Below are 15,140 nucleotides of genomic sequence, written 5' to 3' on the forward strand. Positions count from 1 at the left end.
AGTGGCACCGCCGGACCGTACAGTGCTGGCATGGGGGAAGACTGTAGAACGTTGCTGCGACGGTGGCTGGGCGCTGCCGCCCTGGCGATCCTTTTGGTACCGGCCGTTTCGGCTTGCCTCGCGGAGCCGCGGCAGCCGGACCTGTCCACCCGCGAGGAGTTCGCCCGCAGCGTCATGGCCGCCGCGACCTCCGGGTCCGTGGAACGGGTTGAAGCCCTGGTGGACCCGGTGATGTCCAACCCGCGGCCCGAGGCCCAGCAGCTGGTCGAGACGGCCCGGGGCTGGGCGCCGGACTCCTGGCAGCTCGGGATCAGCAACGACTTCCCCGAAGTCGCCGACGTGACGGCCACCCGGGCCGGAGGGGCGGAGGCCGTCCGCTACCTGATCTCCTGGAGCGATGACCACTGGACCCTGGTGATGGGGGAATCGACGTACCGGCCGGGCAGCAGCTCGAGCACTGCCGCCAAGCCGCTCCGCCCTGGGGCGCACCCCACCGCCGGCACATCCGCCACGGCCCGGCCGTCTATGACTCCGTCCTTGAACCCGCCGCCGGCCGCCGGATGCTCCGGCGCGGGGCTGGCCTGCCACTCCTTCACTTCAACGTCGGGGTACGCGCGCGGCCAGAACCTGTCCTGGCTGACGTCCACGCCGCTGCATGTGGCGTTCGACCAAGGGAACGGGACATCGGTGCTGGTGGTCCGGATGCCGTGCGGGGTGCTGAATGTGCCCGTCGCCGTGGATGACATCGGTGTCGTTCCCGACGCGTCCCGGCTGGTCGAATCGGCCGACGGCTGCGCCGGCCCGGCGTCGGACCAGCGGCGCTGGGCGACGTCGTTCTTCACACAGCCGATGGTCTACCGGCTCGACTCCGCCGGGCTGGTGCTCACCAACGAGCGCGGCCAGATCCGTTTCAGGCAGGACTAACTAGCAGCTTCGGAGTCCGCGGTAGTGCTGTAGGACGCGGAGGAACTCGTCGGCGGACAGCCCTTCGAGGGTCAGCCCGAAAACGCCCCCTCGTCCGATGAAGAGCTTCGTCACGAGTTCCGCGTCCGAGGGCGACTCGGTGAGGATCCAGCGGGCGAAATGGGGTGTCAGATGTTGGAGATGCTTGCATCGTTCATGCATCTCGTCCCCCGCTCCGTAACCGGTGTCTATCACCAGGCCCTGCTGCCGGTGGCGCTGGACCGTGCGGAGGGCCTCTCCGATGAGCAGGAGGTCCTCGACCGCGGACAGCGAGTACTTTTCTGCAGCCAACTCCTTGAGGCCGACGGACCCGGGCAGTCCCAGGGCACGGTACGCGTCCAGGATAATTTCGTAGTTGTAGGGCTGAAACGTGAGGAAGTCGCGGATGAAGCGCTCGCCCGAGAACTTGGACTGAATGCCGCACACGAGGCTACCGGTCCTTCCATGCCTATGCCAGCGGCTCGGATGCGGGGTGCCGTCGTGCAGGCTGATTTCCATCGCCGCTGCAAAGGGTCCGTCGGACCGCAGGTCCCGGTCAAAGGCTGTCAGGGTTTCCGTTGAGAACGTGCCGAAAACCTTTAGCCCCTCCGCTATTTGGGCCCTTCTATGGTTGCGCTCCGTCTCCCGCAGCCACGCTGAAAACCGGGCTGCTTCGCGGCGACGTTCCGCCGTCACTCCGAGGGCCAAGAGTCTTTCCTCGGTAAAAGCGGCCGACCGCTCGGCCGCAAGCCGGTCCTCTTCCGCCGTATGCAGCCGGTATTCAGCCCACACCCGGTCAGTCAACTCCGACAGGATCCGGGCCCGCTCGCCATCCAGGTCGCTCATGGACCTGATCCTAAGGGGCGGCGTCCCTAATAAGGGCGTGCGCTAGCTGCCAGCGCGCAGGGCGGTGCATTCGGGGCACAGCCCGAAGATCTCCACGGTGTGCTCGACGGCGGTGAAGCCGTGTTCGGCGGCGATCCTGGCGGCCCACGCCTCGACCGCTGGCGCTTCGACCTCGACGGCTTTGCCGCAGTTGCGGCAGAGCAGATGGTGGTGGTGCCCGGTGACAGCGCAGCGCCGGTAGACGACCTCGCCGTCGGCGTTCCGCAGCACATCGACCAGGCCCTCGTCGGCCAGGGACTGCAGGATCCGGTAGGACGTGGCCAGAGACACCGAGGTGCCGCGCTCCTGCAGGATCCGGTGCAGCTCCTGGGTGCTGACGAAATCGGCCAGTTCATCCAGGGCCGCGCTGACGGCCAGCCGCTGCTTCGTAACGCGCTGTTCCTTGCCGGCGGGCTGGTCCTTGGTGCCGGCGGCGGACGGCGCCCGGCTGGCGTCGGAGGTGGCGCCGTGGGACATGGGGAACTCGCTTCGCTGGGGTCTGGCTGGACGTGGGAGGGGTTCCAGATTACCAGCCGGGCATCGTGGACACTGCGGCGGAGGGCGCCCTAGGCTGGCCCGATGAAGCTGACCAAATTCACCCACGCCTGCGTCCGCCTCGAGAAAGACGGGCGGTCACTGGTGCTGGACCCCGGCACGTTTTCGGAGACGGAGCAGGCGCTCGCGGGCGCGGACGCCGTCCTGATCACACACGAGCATGCGGACCACATCGACGTCGACGCCGTGTCCGGCGCCCTGCTCGCGGCGCCGGAGTTGCAGCTCTGGGCTCCCGACGGCGTCGCCGCCCAGCTGCGCCAGAAGGCGGCGGGAGCCGCGGACCGGATTCACACCGTGGCGGCAGGGGAACAGTTCGACGCGGCCGGCTTTGCGGTCCGCAGCTTTGGCGGCCAGCACGCACTGATCCATCCGCAGATTCCGGTCGTGGCCAACGTCGGCTTCCTGGTGGACTCCAACGTCTACCACCCGGGGGATTCCTTCGCGGTCCCGGACGGCATCGGGGTGCAGACCCTGCTGGTGCCGATCCACGCACCCTGGAACAAGGTCGGCGAAGTCGTGGACTTTGTCATCGGCGTGCGTGCCCCGCGGGCGTTCCCGATCCATGATGCGCTGCTCAACGACGCCGGCCGTGGCCTGGTGGAAGGGCACGTGACCCGCATCGGCGCGAAGTACGGCACCGAGTACCGGCACCTCTCCAGCGGCGATACGGTCGACGTCTAGTGTTGCCGCAGTCTAGGCGGGCCAGGCGCCGGTAGCGAAGAAGTTCCGGATCGTTGCCTCGTGCGGTGCCGGGTCCAGGCCCTGGGCCCGCAGCCACTCGGGGCTGTAGTAGTTCCCGGCGTAGCGGTCCCCGCCGTCGCACATGAGCGAAACGATGCTGCCGCGGCGGCCCTCGGCGATCATTCCGGCGATGAGCTGCCAGACACCCCACAGATTCGTGCCCGTGGACGGGCCGGCGTGCAGCCCGGCGTGGTCGCGCAGGTGGCGCATCGCCGCGACCGAGGCGGCGTCGGGCACCTGGATCATGTGGTCGATCACGGCCGGGACAAAACTCGGCTCCAGCCGCGGCCGGCCGATGCCCTCGATCCGGGACGGCAGGCCGGCGGCCTCCGCCGCCGCACCGCCGTCGCGGCTGGCCAGCCAGCCGGGGAAGAACGCGGAGTTCTCCGGGTCGACGACGGCGAGCCGGGTCTCGTGCCGCTGGTAGCGCAGGTAGCGCCCGATCGTGGCGCTGGTCCCGCCGGTGCCTGAGCCGACGACGATCCAGCGCGGGACCGGGAACTCTTCCAGCGCCAGCTGCCCGAAGATGGACTCGGCGATGTTGTTGTTCCCGCGCCAGTCGGTGGCCCGTTCCGCGTAGGTGAACTGGTCCATGTAATGGCCGCCGGTGCGGCGGGCGAGGTCCTCCGCGGCGGCATAGACCTCGGAGGCGTGGTCCACCAGGTGGCAGGAGCCGCCGAACTGCTCGATCAGTGCGATCTTCTCGCGGCTGGTGGTCCGCGTCATCACGGCGATGAACGGCAGCCCCAGCAGCTGGGCAAAGTAGGCCTCGGAGACGGCGGTGCTGCCGCTGGAGGCTTCCACGATGGTGGTGCCCTCCCGGATCCAGCCGTTGACCAGGCCGAAGAGAAACAGCGAGCGGGCCAGCCGGTGCTTGAGGCTGCCCGTCCGGTGGGTCGACTCGTCCTTGAGATACAGCCGGACACCCCAGTGCTCCGGCAGGGGGACTGAATAGAGGTGGGTGTCGGCGGATCGGTTGTTCTCGGCGTTGATCCGGCGGATGGCTTCGTCGGCCCAGGTCCGGTCGTGCTCGCGCGCTGTGCTCACCGCCCCAGCCTACCCGCGGGCGTGCGGGGCCGCCGTTAGAGTGGGCGCATGGAGACCCTGATGACTGTGGCCGAACTGAAGGACCGGATGGATGCCGGGGCACGGACCGTGCTGCTGGATGTGCGCTGGGCGCTGGGGGACCCCCACGGCCGGGAGCACTACCTCGCGGCGCACCTTCCCGGTGCAGTCTTCGTGGATCTGCCCACCGAACTTGCCGGCCCCGCCGATCCCGCCCGCGGCCGCCATCCGCTGCCTGCAGTGGACGAGTTCCAGCGCTCGGCGCGTTCCTGGGGCATCCGGAACGGGGACGTGGTGGTGGCGTATGACGACAGCGGCACCCTCGCGGCTGCCCGGCTTTGGTGGATGCTGCGGAATGCGGGTTTCACCGAAGTGTGCCTGCTCGACGGCGGCCTGGGCGCCTGGCAGGCGGCCGGGTTCGACGTCGAAAGTGGCGAACCGGAGGTCGAGACCGGCGACGTGGTGCTCTCAGACGGGGCGATGCCGGCGATCGGGGCGGCCGAGGCGGCCGTGTGGTCCGGGCGGGGCCTCCTGCTCGACGCGCGCGCCGGCGAACGGTACCGCGGCGAAATCGAACCGGTCGATCCCCGCGCCGGGCACATTCCCGGTGCCGTCAGCGCCCCGACTACCGCCAACCTGGCGCCGGACGGACGCTTCCTCCCCGCGGACGAGCTGCGCGAGCGGTTCACCTCCCTGGGCGTCAGGGCGGACCTGCCCACGGCCGTGTATTGCGGCTCCGGGGTCACCGCCGCCCACGAGATCGCGGCGCTGGAGATCGCCGGCTTCCCCGCGGCGCTGTACCCGGGGTCGTTTTCGGAGTGGTCCACCGATCCTTCCAACGACGTGGTGACCGGCGCGGCTCCCGAGGGCGACGGCGCCCTGGCAGGCTGAGCCCGCTCACCCGTCCCCACGCGGCCGGTCAGGCCGCCGGCTGCCCGGCCGCCCGGGCGCTGATCGCGATCCTGGCCCGGTGCCTGAGGCTCCGGCTGCGGCGCGGACCCGGCGGCGGTGTCGGCACTCCTGCGTCCCAAGGCAGCTGCCCGGCCGGCCCCGCCATGCTGGTGCCGGGAAGGGGTGGGGCGGTGGAGTGGTAGGTGTGGCCGGTTGGGGTGGTGAGTTGGAGGGTGTGCCGCCCTGGTCCGGGTCGGGGTTGGGCGTTCCAGCCGGGGGCTTCTTTCGTGTGGTTGCAGTGCTCGCAGAGCCCGGCGCCGTTGTCGAGGCTCGTGGGTCCGCCGGTGTGCCAGGGGATGATGTGGTCCAGGTGGCGGATGGGGGCGTCGCAGTAGGGCGTGCGACACGTGTCGTCCCGGGCCTGGATGAGGCGGCGGAGCCCGGCGGGGAAGATGCGGGCGCGGGAGTCCATGGCGGTGAGCTCTCCGGGGGCGGGGGCGGTGTACAGCCGGCGGATCCAGGTTGTGATCTCTGTTTCGTTGCCCTCGTTCGTGAGGAGGGCCCGTGCCCATCCGGCGGGGACAACGCCGTAGCCCTGGAGGCGGGCGGGTTCGCTGTCGACTTGGAACAGGGTGCGGTCGGTCAAGACGAGCTGGATGCCGATGCCGCTGATCCCGCCGGGCGTTCCGGTGGTGCGTTCGACGAGGGTGTCGGCCATCAGTTGGCCGCGTGAGCGTGGGTCTCCGTCGGAGCGGGCGGTGTCGGCGTGCCTGGTGAGGGCGGCGTAGACCGCAACGGCTTGGGGTGCGGGGAGCAGGGCGGTGAGGTAGCACATGGTGTCCGGTGCGGGGCGGACGCTGACGTACCGTTCTGTCGCGGCGTGGGCGGCGCGTTCGGTGACGGTGCGGGGGTCGCGGCGGTAGGCGGCCGCCCTCGCGGCGGCGGTGATGGTCCGGTCACCGGCGCCGTCGAAGGTCCCGGTGTCGGGGGCGAGTTCTTCGTCCACGGCGGTGCGGTCCGTGGCGGTGAGGCCTGCGGTTTCCCGGACCAGCAGCGTGGCGCGCCATTCGTTGAGGTACCCGGTTTCCAGGGCGGCGAGGGTGTGCGGCATTTCGGTCACTAGCGCTTTGGCGAGGCCCAGGAGGCGGGAGCCTTTGGCGGGGGATTCCCGCCGGGCCAAGGCGATCTCGGCGCCGACCCCGGCACCGAGCTTGTCCGCGGGCATCCCGGCGGCAGCCTGCTCCGCGCGCCTCGCCAGGTCGACCGCGACGGCGTTCCGCGCCTGGCGTGCGGACAGGGCGGCTTTGAGGTCCTCCAAGGCGCGGGTTTCGTCGATGAGGTCCGCGGCGCTGGCCGGGGCCGGGATCCCGGCCAGGATCAAGCGCAGGCCAGCGACCGTCCCGCCTGCCATGAGATCCAGCTCGGACCCCTGTTTGCCGTCCATGGTTCAAGTGTCGCTGCGGGGTACGACATTATTGGCCCGGCCAGCCAACAAGTTGTTGAGCCCTGTCGTTACACTTTCGGTGATGCCGGACATTAACGGGGTATGAGCTTGCAAGCAGTCCGGAGAGATCCCGGAAATTTGGAACGGGAAAAGCGTTTTTTGGCGGCGCATACGGCCAGCCATGACCGCATCTACCGCTATTTTCGACGCAGAACAGCGGACGCCGCCACCGCAGAAGATCTTTGTTCCGAGGTTTTCAGGATCGCCTGGGAGAAGCTGGCCGGTAGCGGCGAACTGTCCGTCATGGTGCTTTTCGGCGTGGCTAAGAACGTCCTCAGGAACCACGACCGCTCCGCGTCCCGATCAGCAGACCTCCTCGGTGCTCTCCGGGCCGAACGCCGGGACTCAGCGCCCGCCCAGGATTCGGCCGTCCAGGAGGCCCTCGAACGGCTCAGCCCGGACGACCGCGAAGTTTTGCTCCTGACCTACTGGGATGGTTTCACGCCCCGGGAAGTCTCCGACCTGCTCAATACGAGTGCCACGGCCGTCAGGATGCGACTTCACAGGGCACGCAAGGCATTGGGCCACCTCATTCAGACACAGCCACAGGCAGAGGGTGCAGAGCTATGAATACGAATTCAACCGCAGACCGGATCCGGCGTCAGCTGTCATCTGTTGATCCGGCAGCACACATCACCGACGACGAATTGGCCCGGAGCCGTAATCGCTCCCTGGCGGCAATGCAGCCGGCCACTGAGGTGCTTCCGGAAGCCGACGGTATCGCCGTTCCGGGCGAAACATCCACGTACCCGGCGCCAACGAAGCTCTCCGAACGTCGCCCGCGCCGTGCACGGATCATCCTGATGTCGGCGGCAGCCGCGGCAGTGGTCGCTGCGTTGATCGCGGGAGATGTCATTGGCCTTGCCGGCTGGAGGGGCGGAGCCACCGCCCAGGCTGCGGAAGTTCTCAACAATGCTGCCCAAATGACCATCAAAACGACTGATCCGAAGGTCTTACCCGGCCAGTACCTGCGGATCAAAAGCACCAATGTTTGGGCTTCGTACACCTCGGAGCAAGACGGATCCGAGTATCGGTGGCTCGATACCGAAAAATCCGACATGTATATCCCCGCTGACAGGTCCGGGGAGTGGGTGTGGCAGCGCTCAGGGCGAGTCCCCACGACCTTCTTCGACGCGAAGTCCAAGGCGTACGCCCAGAAGCAGGACATTAAGCCTTCCCCGGAGCTGCTGCGCGCACGCAGCGGGGCGTTCTACGGAGGCCCCGGCTCGTGGACGGCTGCGGACCTATCGAAGCCGCCCCGCGATCCCTACCGGCTGCTGAACAGCATCTACAAACAAACCCTGGGGCGAGGCCAGTCGGTTGACGGTGAAGCGCTCGTGTTCATAGCGGACCTCCTCAGGACCGGGCTGGTGCCCGCCGACCTGCGGGCGGCTCTCTACAAGGCCGCGGCGATGATCCCCGGGGTGACAGTCACCGAAGGCCAAGCCAACCTGGACGGCCGCACCGGGGTGGCCATCGGACGCCTCGAGGAAGGCCCGGCTCAAACACGTCAGGAGCTCATCATCGACCCCAAGACGGGTCTGTTGATCGGCGAACGGTCTGTCCTCTCCCAAGCCCAAATCGGATTTCCCGCGGGAACAGCAACGACCTGGACCGCGATTGAAACGTCCGTCAGCAACACGGCACCCTAGCTCGCGCGGCATACGGAGGGCGGTCACCTAGTGGCCGGGCTCCAGCGCAAGCTTGAGCCCGAAACCGACCAGCACCGTTCCGGTGATCCGGTCAATCACCCGGATACTCCGGGCGTTCTTCAGCCACCGGGATGCGTACCCCGTGGCAAAGATCAGCAGCGTGAACCAGGCCATGCTGAAAAGGCAATGGACTCCGGCCAGCAGCACGCCCATCAGCAGGGGAGAGGTGCCGGCCGGGATGAACTGCGGGATGGTGGCAATGTAAAAGACGCCGACCTTGGGATTGAGCAGGTTGGTACCGGCGCCCGTGAGCCAGCCGCGCACCAGGTCCCGCCCCGGATCCACCGCCGGCGGTGGATCCGCAACCGCCGCGGCCGCTTCAGGGCCCTTGCGCAGCGTCTTCCAGATCAGGGACAAACCGAGCCAGATCATGTAGCCGGCGCCGGCCAGGGTGAGGACCCGGTAGGCGACCTCGGAGGCTGCCAGCAGCGCGGAAACCCCCACCGCCGCGGCCACACCCCACACCATGGCGCCGGTGCTGATGCCGACGGCGGTGGCAAAGGCGTAGCCGCGGGACCGGGAGATCGACGAGCGCAGCACCAGCGCCGTGTCGATGCCGGGCACCAGCGTCAACAATCCGGCAACGACGGCAAAAGACAGCAAAGCCTGGGTAACGGTCACCGTCCAAGAATAAGACGAGACGACGCCGGGGCAATCGCGGGCCGACCAGGAGGTTGCCCTGGAGTTTCCGCCAGCCCTGGACCTGGAGTTCCGTCGTGTCGAAACCATCGGCCACCAGCGTCGCCGAAAAGACGCCCCGCCCGGAAACGGACACGATCGGCCCCGCCGTAATCGTGTTGCCGCAACCGGCGACGAAATCCGTGCTGCCGGCCGGAACCACCAGCAGGCAGGCGAGCGACCCTCCTTCGGCCTGCGCGGCAAAGTACCGCACCCCGTCGGACTCTGCCAGGAACCGGCTGTTCTCCAGCGCGGGGTCCTGCGGTTCGCTGCCGGCCGGCAGCCGGTCCTGTGCTGAAGCCTCACGCTGGAAAACAGCCGGTCCGGCGGGAGCGGAGCAGCCTCCCAACAGAACGGCAAGACCCAACGCTGCAACCACGGCTGACCACCGACGATTCATTACGCTGCCCCCTCAGGCTCATGCTCGTTGCCCCGAGGCTACAGGACGACCCGTGCGCCGGTGCGGTGCCGGCCCAAAGTGGCACAGGAACCGGGCCCGGGGGTAGCGTCAAACCATGACTCCAGGACGCCCCGTACCGCCGCCCCTCGGCAAGCCGCTGCCCGACCTCACCGCAGACCCCAACGCCGCCGACGCCCGCACCGCCGGAGGCGGCACCCTCGCCGCCGCGTACGGCGCCACCTCACCCGACAGCGGACTGGTGCCGCTGACCGTGGCCCGGCGCGCGCCCAAGGACGACGACGTCGAGATCGCCATCGAGTTCTGCGGCCTCTGCCACTCGGACGTGCATGCAACCCGCGGGGAGTGGGGCAGCCCCGACTACCCGCTGGTTCCGGGCCACGAAATCGTCGGCCGGGTCACCCGGGTCGGCACCGCGGTCGACGACTTCGCCGTCGGAGAGCGCGTCGGCGTCGGCTGCATGGTCGACTCCTGCCGCGAGTGCGAGAGCTGCCTCGACGGCCTTGAGCAGTACTGCGAGAACGGCAACACCGGCACCTACGGCGCCAAGGACAAGCGCAACGGCGGCGCCACCACCCAGGGCGGCTACGCCACCTCGATCGTCGTGGACCGCAACTACGTCCTGCGGATCCCGGACGGCATGGACCCGGCCGCGGCGGCGCCGCTGCTCTGCGCCGGCATCACGACCTACTCACCGCTGAACCACTTCGAGGTGGAGGAAGGCGACGCCGTCGGCGTCGTGGGCCTCGGCGGCCTTGGCCACATGGCCGTCAAAATCGCCAAGGCCATGGGTGCGGAGGTCACGGTGTTCACGACGTCGGAGCGGAAGTTCTCGGCGGCGCGCGAGCTCGGGGCGGACCATGTCGTCCTGTCCACCGACCCGTCGGCCATGGACGCCGCCGACCGCAGCCTCGACGTCATCATCGACACCGTGGCCGCGCCCCACGACCTCAACCCCTACTTCCGGACCCTCCGCGTCGACGGGGCGCTCTTCCAGCTCGGCCTGCCCTCCGAAGCCATGCCGCCGGTCAGCCCCGGGGCCTTGATCCGGCGCCGGATTGCCTATGCCGGCTCGCTGATCGGCGGGATCGCCGAAACGCAGGAAATGCTGGATTTCTGCGCCGCGCACGGCGTGGTCTCCGACGTCGAGGGGGTCGGCGTCGACCAGCTCAACGAGGCCTACGACCGGATGGTCGCCGGCGACGTGAAGTACCGATTTGTTCTGGACGCCAGCACCCTGGGGTCCCCGGCGGAAAAGGCGGATGCATGAGCACCCTGTTCACCAAGATCATCAACGGCGAGATCCCGGGCCGGTTCGTCTGGCGCGAGGACGACGTCGTCGCATTCCTGACCGTGGGACCGCTCGCCGATGGGCACACCCTGGTGGTTCCCACCCAGGAAGTGGACCGCTGGACCGACGCGCCCCCGGAGGTCCTCGGCCGGGTGATGGAGGTGGCCCGGAAGATCGGCGCCGTGCAGGTGGACGTGTTCGACGCCGCCCGGGCCGGCCTGACCGTGGCCGGCTACGAGATCAACCACCTGCACGTGCACGTCTGGCCGTCGACGTCGATGGCCGATTTCGACTTCGGCACCGTGGACCAGCACCCGGACCCGGCCCGGCTGGACGCCAATGCGGAGAAGCTCCGCGAGGGCCTGCGGGCCGCAGGACACGGCAACCACGTCCCGGAAGCCTAGGCTGCCCGCGCGCTGGCCCCGGCCTCCTAGGCCGGGGCCAGCGCCTTGTTAAGCACGGTCCGGATCCGCTTCTCGGACACCGAGTACGCGGTCCCGAGCTCGACGGCGAACAGGCTCACCCGCAGTTCCTCGATCATCCAGCGGACCTGGGTTAACTCCGGGCCGATACGCCGGCCGGGAAGCAGGGCGGAAACGGCGTCGTCGTAGTCGTCCTCGAGGCCCTGAATGACCGCCATGTGCTGGGCATCCCGCTGGACGTTCCCGGGAAGCTTCTCCAGCCGCTTCTCGATCGCGGCAAGGTAGCGCGGCAGCTGGCTCAGCTGGGCGTAGCCCGTGCGCGCCACAAAACCCGGGAACACCAGCTGCTCGAGCTGGCTCTTGACGTCATTAAGGGCGCTGATCAGGGCCAGGCTGGTGCTGCCCTTGAGCTGCTTCTCGATCCGCCGGGTGCTGGCCAGGATGCGCTCGACGACGGCGGTCACCGTGAAGACCGTGTCGATCAGCTCGGCCCGCACCTGCTCGTACAGCGCCTTGAAGGCAGGCTCGTCCCACGGCAGCCCGGCGGGCGTTAGCTTGTCCATGGCGGCCAGCGCGCAGTCTGCGATCAAGGCCGATACCGAGCCATGCGGGTTCTGGCTGAACGTCAGCTTCTCGGTGTTGTTCAGGTGCTCGAGGACGTACCGGTCCGGGGGCGGGACCTTCAACGCGAGCAGGCGGATGACCCCGCCGCGCATGGCCTGTTCCTGCTCGGCGGAGGTCTGGAAGAGCCGCAGCGCGACCGACGTGCCCTCATCGACCAGCGCCGGGTAGCCGGTGACGGTGTGGCCTTCGACCGCGCCCTGGACCTGGCGCTGCACCGTGCCGAAGGTCCAGTCCTTGAGGCCGGAGAGCTCGGTGAACCCGCCGGGGGCCGGGCCGACCGGGGCGACCGCCTTGCCGCCGGTCTTACCGGCTGCTTTGCCGGCTGCTTTGCCGGCTGCCGTTCCCTTCGCCTTAGGCGCCGTCGTCGAGGGTGTGGCACCGAGCGACTCAGCGATGGCCCGGCGGGTTGCCGGGGCAAGTTTCTCCTGCAGCGCCGCCAGGTCCTTGCCCTCGTCCAGCACCTTGCCTTGCGGATCGACCACGCGGAAGCTTACCCGCAGGTGCGCCGGCACGGCGTCCCAGTTCCAGGACCCGGGCGGGATGACCTGGCCGCGCAGCCGCCGCAGCACGAGCTCCAGTGAGGGCTCCAGGTCGTCCGTCGCCGGATCGAAGTCCGCTTCCAGTGCGGCCACGGCCTGGCGTGCGACGTCGGGAGCCGGGACAAAGTTCTTCCGTACCTGCTTGGGCAGGGACTTGATCAGGGCCGTGACGAGTTCGACCCGCTGGCCCGGGATCAGCCAGCGGAAGGCCGCGTCGTCGAGCTGGTTCAGGAACAGCACCGGGACCTCGGCCGTGACGCCGTCGGAGGGGTTCGGCGGGGACCCGGGCGCCACCGGATGGAACTCGTAGCTCAGAGGCAGGTCGAATCCCTTGTGCCGCCACATCTTGGGGTAGGCGGAGTCGTCCAGGGCCTCGGCGTCCTCGCTGATCAGCAGCGACTTCTCGAAGTCCAGCAGCGCCGGATCCTGCTGCCGGGCCTCCTTCCACCACTTGTCGAAGTGGCGTTCGGAGACCACGTCCGGCCCCACCCGGGCGTCGTAGAACTCGAAAAGTGTCTGGTCGTCCACCAGGATGTCGCGGCGCCGCATGCGGGCCTCAAGCTCTTCGATCTCTTGCAGCAGGGCGCGGTTGCGGTGGAAGAACTTGTGATGGGTCTGCCAGTCGCCTTCCACCAGCGCATGCCGGATGAAGAGCTCCCTGGACAGCTCCGGGTCCACCCGGCCGTAGTTGACCCGCCGGCTGGGGATGATCGGCACGCCGTAGAGCGTGACCTTCTCATGGGCCATCACCGAGCCCATCTTCTTGGACCAGTGCGGTTCGCTGTAGCTGCGCTTGACCAGGTCCGGCGCGACCTGTTCGGCCCAGAGCGGATCGAACTTGGCGGCCACGCGTGCCCAGAGCCGGCTGGTTTCGACCAGTTCGGCGGCCATCACAAAGGTGGGGGACTTCTTGAACAGCGCGGAGCCGGGGAAAATCGCAAAGCGGCTGCCCCGGGCGCCGGCGTACTCGCGCTTGCGTTCGTCGAGGATGCCGATGTGGCTCAGCAGGCCCGAGAGCAGGCTGATGTGGACGCCATCATGGTTGCCCACCGGATCCGTGAGGCGTTTGTTGTCCAGGCTGATTCCGAGCGGGCGGGCCAGCTGCCGCAGCTGCGCGAACAGATCCTGCCACTCGCGGACGCGCAGGTAGTTGATGAACTCGTTGCGGCACAGCCGCCGGAACGCGGTCGAGGAGAGTTCCTGCTGCTTCTCCTGCAGGTAGTTCCACAGGTTCAGGTAGCCGGTGAAGTCCGAGTTCTCATCCCGGAACCGGGCGTGCTTCTCCGCGGCGAGCTGCTGCTTGTCCGTCGGACGCTCGCGCGGATCCTGGATGGTCAGCGCCGCGGCCAAAATCATCACCTCGCGGACGCAGCCGCGCTTGCCCGACTCCACGATCATCCGGCCCAGCCGCGGATCCACCGGAAGCTGCGCCAGCTGCTGCCCGACGGCGGTGAGCCCGCCGCCGTTCCGTCCGGCCCCTGCCGGGCGACGCCCGCCCCGGCGGCCGCCGGACGCAGCGCCGCGCTCGCCGTCGCCGGCCGGTTCCTGCCGCGCCGCGCTCAGGGCGCCGAGTTCGCGCAGCAGGGTGACGCCGTCGTTGATGGCGCGCGAGTCCGGCGGCTCCACGAACGGGAAGTTCTCCACGTCCCTCGGCCCCCGCGCGACGCCCATCGCGGTCATCTGGAGGATGACCGCGGCGAGGTTGGTGCGCAGGATTTCCGGATCGGTGAACGGCGGGCGCGACTCGAAGTCCTCTGCCGAGTACAGCCGGATGGCAATGCCGTCGGAGACGCGGCCGCAGCGGCCGGAGCGCTGGTTGGCCGAGGCCTGGGAGACCCGCTCGATCGGCAGGCGCTGGACCTTGGTGCGGTGTGAGTAGCGCGAGATGCGGGCGGTGCCGGTGTCGATCACGTACTTGATGCCGGGAACCGTCAGCGAGGTCTCGGCGACGTTGGTGGCCAGAACGATCCGGCGCTTGCTCCCGGGATGGAAGACCTTGTGCTGTTCCTGCAGGCTCAGCCGGGCGAAGAGGGGGAGCACCTCGGTGCCGGCCAGCCGCCGGTTCGCCTGGATCCGCGCATTGAGGGCTTCGGCGGCATCCCGGATCTCGCGCTCGCCGGAGAAGAAGACCAGGATGTCCCCGGGCGCTTCGAGGGCGAGTTCGTCGACGGCGTCGCACACCGCATCGAGCGGATCCCGGTCCTCTTCGAGTTCGTCTTCGGACGCGTCGGCATCGTCGCCTTCGGCGCCGCCGCCGGCGGGAGCCGACAGCGGCCGGTACCGGATCTCGACGGGGTAGGTGCGGCCGGAGACCTCGATGATCGGGGCGGGCTCCTCCTCGCTGCCGAAGTGCTTCGCGAACCGCTCCGGATCGATGGTGGCCGAGGTGATGATGACCTTCAGGTCCGGCCGCTGCGGCAGGATCCGCTTCAGGTAGCCGAGGATGAAGTCGATGTTGAGGCTGCGTTCGTGGGCCTCGTCGATGATGATCGCGTTGTATTTGCGCAGCAGCTTGTCGCGCTGGATTTCCGCCAGCAGGATGCCGTCGGTCATAAGTTTGACCTTGGTGGCGCGGCTGACCTCGCCCGTGAAGCGGACCTGGAAGCCGACCTCCTGGCCGATCTCGACGCCGAGTTCCTCGGCGATGCGTTCGGCCACCGTGCGCGCTGCGAGCCGGCGCGGCTGGGTGTGGCCGATCAGGCCGTTCTCACCCAGACCAAGTTCCAGGCACATCTTGGGAATTTGGGTGGTCTTGCCGGAGCCGGTCTCGCCGGCGATGATCGTCACCTGGTTCGCGGCGATGGCGGCCATCAGGTCCTCGCGGCGCTCGGAGACCGGCAGCTCGGCGGGATAGGAAATATGCAGTGTCATGG

13 protein-coding genes are annotated in these 15,140 nt (G+C 68.7%); 7 read left to right on the top strand and 6 right to left on the bottom strand.

The annotated features are described in order from the left end of the window. Positions 1 to 30: 30 nt before the first annotated feature. Positions 31 to 924 (top strand): hypothetical protein, encoded by an 894-nt coding sequence (locus ASG71_RS08200; RefSeq protein ID WP_157366301.1) that lies wholly within the window; start codon positions 31 to 33, stop codon positions 922 to 924. Here the strand turns inward: ASG71_RS08200 and ASG71_RS08205 are convergent, their stop codons facing one another. Further along, complete coding sequence (locus tag ASG71_RS08205; protein WP_056738149.1) at positions 925 to 1,788, bottom strand: hypothetical protein; 864 nt, start codon at positions 1,786 to 1,788, stop codon at positions 925 to 927. Between the two features lie 42 nt (positions 1,789 to 1,830). Beyond that, complete coding sequence (locus tag ASG71_RS08210) at positions 1,831 to 2,304, bottom strand: Fur family transcriptional regulator (RefSeq protein WP_056738150.1); 474 nt, start codon at positions 2,302 to 2,304, stop codon at positions 1,831 to 1,833. A 102-nt stretch (positions 2,305 to 2,406) separates the two neighbouring features. On the opposite strand from ASG71_RS08210, the gene ASG71_RS08215 reads away from it, so the two are divergent. Continuing rightward, complete coding sequence (locus ASG71_RS08215) at positions 2,407 to 3,063, top strand: MBL fold metallo-hydrolase (RefSeq protein ID WP_056738151.1); 657 nt, start codon at positions 2,407 to 2,409, stop codon at positions 3,061 to 3,063. A 12-nt stretch (positions 3,064 to 3,075) separates the two neighbouring features. Here the strand turns inward: ASG71_RS08215 and ASG71_RS08220 are convergent, their stop codons facing one another. Next, complete coding sequence (locus ASG71_RS08220) at positions 3,076 to 4,170, bottom strand: PLP-dependent cysteine synthase family protein (RefSeq protein WP_056738152.1); 1,095 nt, start codon at positions 4,168 to 4,170, stop codon at positions 3,076 to 3,078. A gap of 48 nt (positions 4,171 to 4,218) precedes the next feature. On the opposite strand from ASG71_RS08220, the gene ASG71_RS08225 reads away from it, so the two are divergent. Continuing rightward, positions 4,219 to 5,079, top strand: coding sequence for a sulfurtransferase (locus tag ASG71_RS08225; protein WP_056738153.1), 861 nt, complete (start codon positions 4,219 to 4,221; stop codon positions 5,077 to 5,079). A 28-nt stretch (positions 5,080 to 5,107) separates the two neighbouring features. Here the strand turns inward: ASG71_RS08225 and ASG71_RS08230 are convergent, their stop codons facing one another. Then, complete coding sequence (locus ASG71_RS08230; protein ID WP_082574962.1) at positions 5,108 to 6,523, bottom strand: HNH endonuclease signature motif containing protein; 1,416 nt, start codon at positions 6,521 to 6,523, stop codon at positions 5,108 to 5,110. Positions 6,524 to 6,625: 102 nt separating this feature from the next. Here ASG71_RS08230 and ASG71_RS08235 point away from each other — a divergent pair, with 102 nt between their 5' ends. Both ASG71_RS08235 and ASG71_RS08240 read left to right on the top strand, forming a co-directional pair. After that, positions 6,626 to 7,153: an RNA polymerase sigma factor gene (locus ASG71_RS08235; protein ID WP_082574964.1), complete on the top strand. Its 528-nt coding sequence runs from the start codon at positions 6,626 to 6,628 to the stop codon at positions 7,151 to 7,153. Continuing rightward, on the top strand, positions 7,150 to 8,235 hold the full coding sequence (locus ASG71_RS08240; protein WP_157366303.1) for a CU044_5270 family protein: 1,086 nt from the start codon (positions 7,150 to 7,152) through the stop codon (positions 8,233 to 8,235). The genes ASG71_RS08235 and ASG71_RS08240 overlap by 4 nt, the downstream gene beginning before the upstream one ends. A gap of 27 nt (positions 8,236 to 8,262) precedes the next feature. Here the strand turns inward: ASG71_RS08240 and ASG71_RS08245 are convergent, their stop codons facing one another. After that, positions 8,263 to 8,916 (bottom strand): LysE family translocator, encoded by a 654-nt coding sequence (locus ASG71_RS08245; protein WP_056738156.1) that lies wholly within the window; start codon positions 8,914 to 8,916, stop codon positions 8,263 to 8,265. Positions 8,917 to 9,488: 572 nt separating this feature from the next. Between ASG71_RS08245 and ASG71_RS08250 the strand changes: the two genes are divergently transcribed. Further along, positions 9,489 to 10,661, top strand: a complete 1,173-nt coding sequence (locus tag ASG71_RS08250) for an NAD(P)-dependent alcohol dehydrogenase (protein WP_056738157.1) — start codon at positions 9,489 to 9,491, stop codon at positions 10,659 to 10,661. Then, positions 10,658 to 11,086, top strand: coding sequence for an HIT family protein (locus ASG71_RS08255; protein ID WP_056738158.1), 429 nt, complete (start codon positions 10,658 to 10,660; stop codon positions 11,084 to 11,086). Before ASG71_RS08250 ends, ASG71_RS08255 begins: the two co-directional genes overlap by 4 nt. Positions 11,087 to 11,112: 26 nt before the next feature. Here ASG71_RS08255 and hrpA read toward each other — a convergent pair whose 3' ends face one another. Next, positions 11,113 to 15,138, bottom strand: a complete 4,026-nt coding sequence (gene hrpA, locus ASG71_RS08260; protein ID WP_056738159.1) for an ATP-dependent RNA helicase HrpA — start codon at positions 15,136 to 15,138, stop codon at positions 11,113 to 11,115. Between the last annotated feature and the right edge of the window lie 2 nt (positions 15,139 to 15,140).

The organism is Arthrobacter sp. Soil763, assembly GCF_001428365.1.
Lineage (GTDB): Bacteria > Actinomycetota > Actinomycetes > Actinomycetales > Micrococcaceae > Arthrobacter.

What these genes read in the sequence shown, in the direction of transcription:
- hrpA (WP_056738159.1), bottom strand. Translation starts at nt 15,138, where the DNA reads ATGACACTGCATATTTCCTATCCCGCCGAGCTGCCGGTCTCCGAGCGC.
- ASG71_RS08215 (WP_056738151.1), top strand. Translation starts at nt 2,407, where the DNA reads ATGAAGCTGACCAAATTCACCCACGCCTGCGTCCGCCTCGAGAAAGAC.
- ASG71_RS08200 (WP_157366301.1), top strand. Translation starts at nt 31, where the DNA reads ATGGGGGAAGACTGTAGAACGTTGCTGCGACGGTGGCTGGGCGCTGCC.
- ASG71_RS08235 (WP_082574964.1), top strand. Translation starts at nt 6,626, where the DNA reads ATGAGCTTGCAAGCAGTCCGGAGAGATCCCGGAAATTTGGAACGGGAA.
- ASG71_RS08230 (WP_082574962.1), bottom strand. Translation starts at nt 6,523, where the DNA reads ATGGACGGCAAACAGGGGTCCGAGCTGGATCTCATGGCAGGCGGGACG.
- ASG71_RS08210 (WP_056738150.1), bottom strand. Translation starts at nt 2,304, where the DNA reads ATGTCCCACGGCGCCACCTCCGACGCCAGCCGGGCGCCGTCCGCCGCC.
- ASG71_RS08240 (WP_157366303.1), top strand. Translation starts at nt 7,150, where the DNA reads ATGAATACGAATTCAACCGCAGACCGGATCCGGCGTCAGCTGTCATCT.
- ASG71_RS08205 (WP_056738149.1), bottom strand. Translation starts at nt 1,788, where the DNA reads ATGAGCGACCTGGATGGCGAGCGGGCCCGGATCCTGTCGGAGTTGACT.
- ASG71_RS08225 (WP_056738153.1), top strand. Translation starts at nt 4,219, where the DNA reads ATGGAGACCCTGATGACTGTGGCCGAACTGAAGGACCGGATGGATGCC.
- ASG71_RS08250 (WP_056738157.1), top strand. Translation starts at nt 9,489, where the DNA reads ATGACTCCAGGACGCCCCGTACCGCCGCCCCTCGGCAAGCCGCTGCCC.
- ASG71_RS08255 (WP_056738158.1), top strand. Translation starts at nt 10,658, where the DNA reads ATGAGCACCCTGTTCACCAAGATCATCAACGGCGAGATCCCGGGCCGG.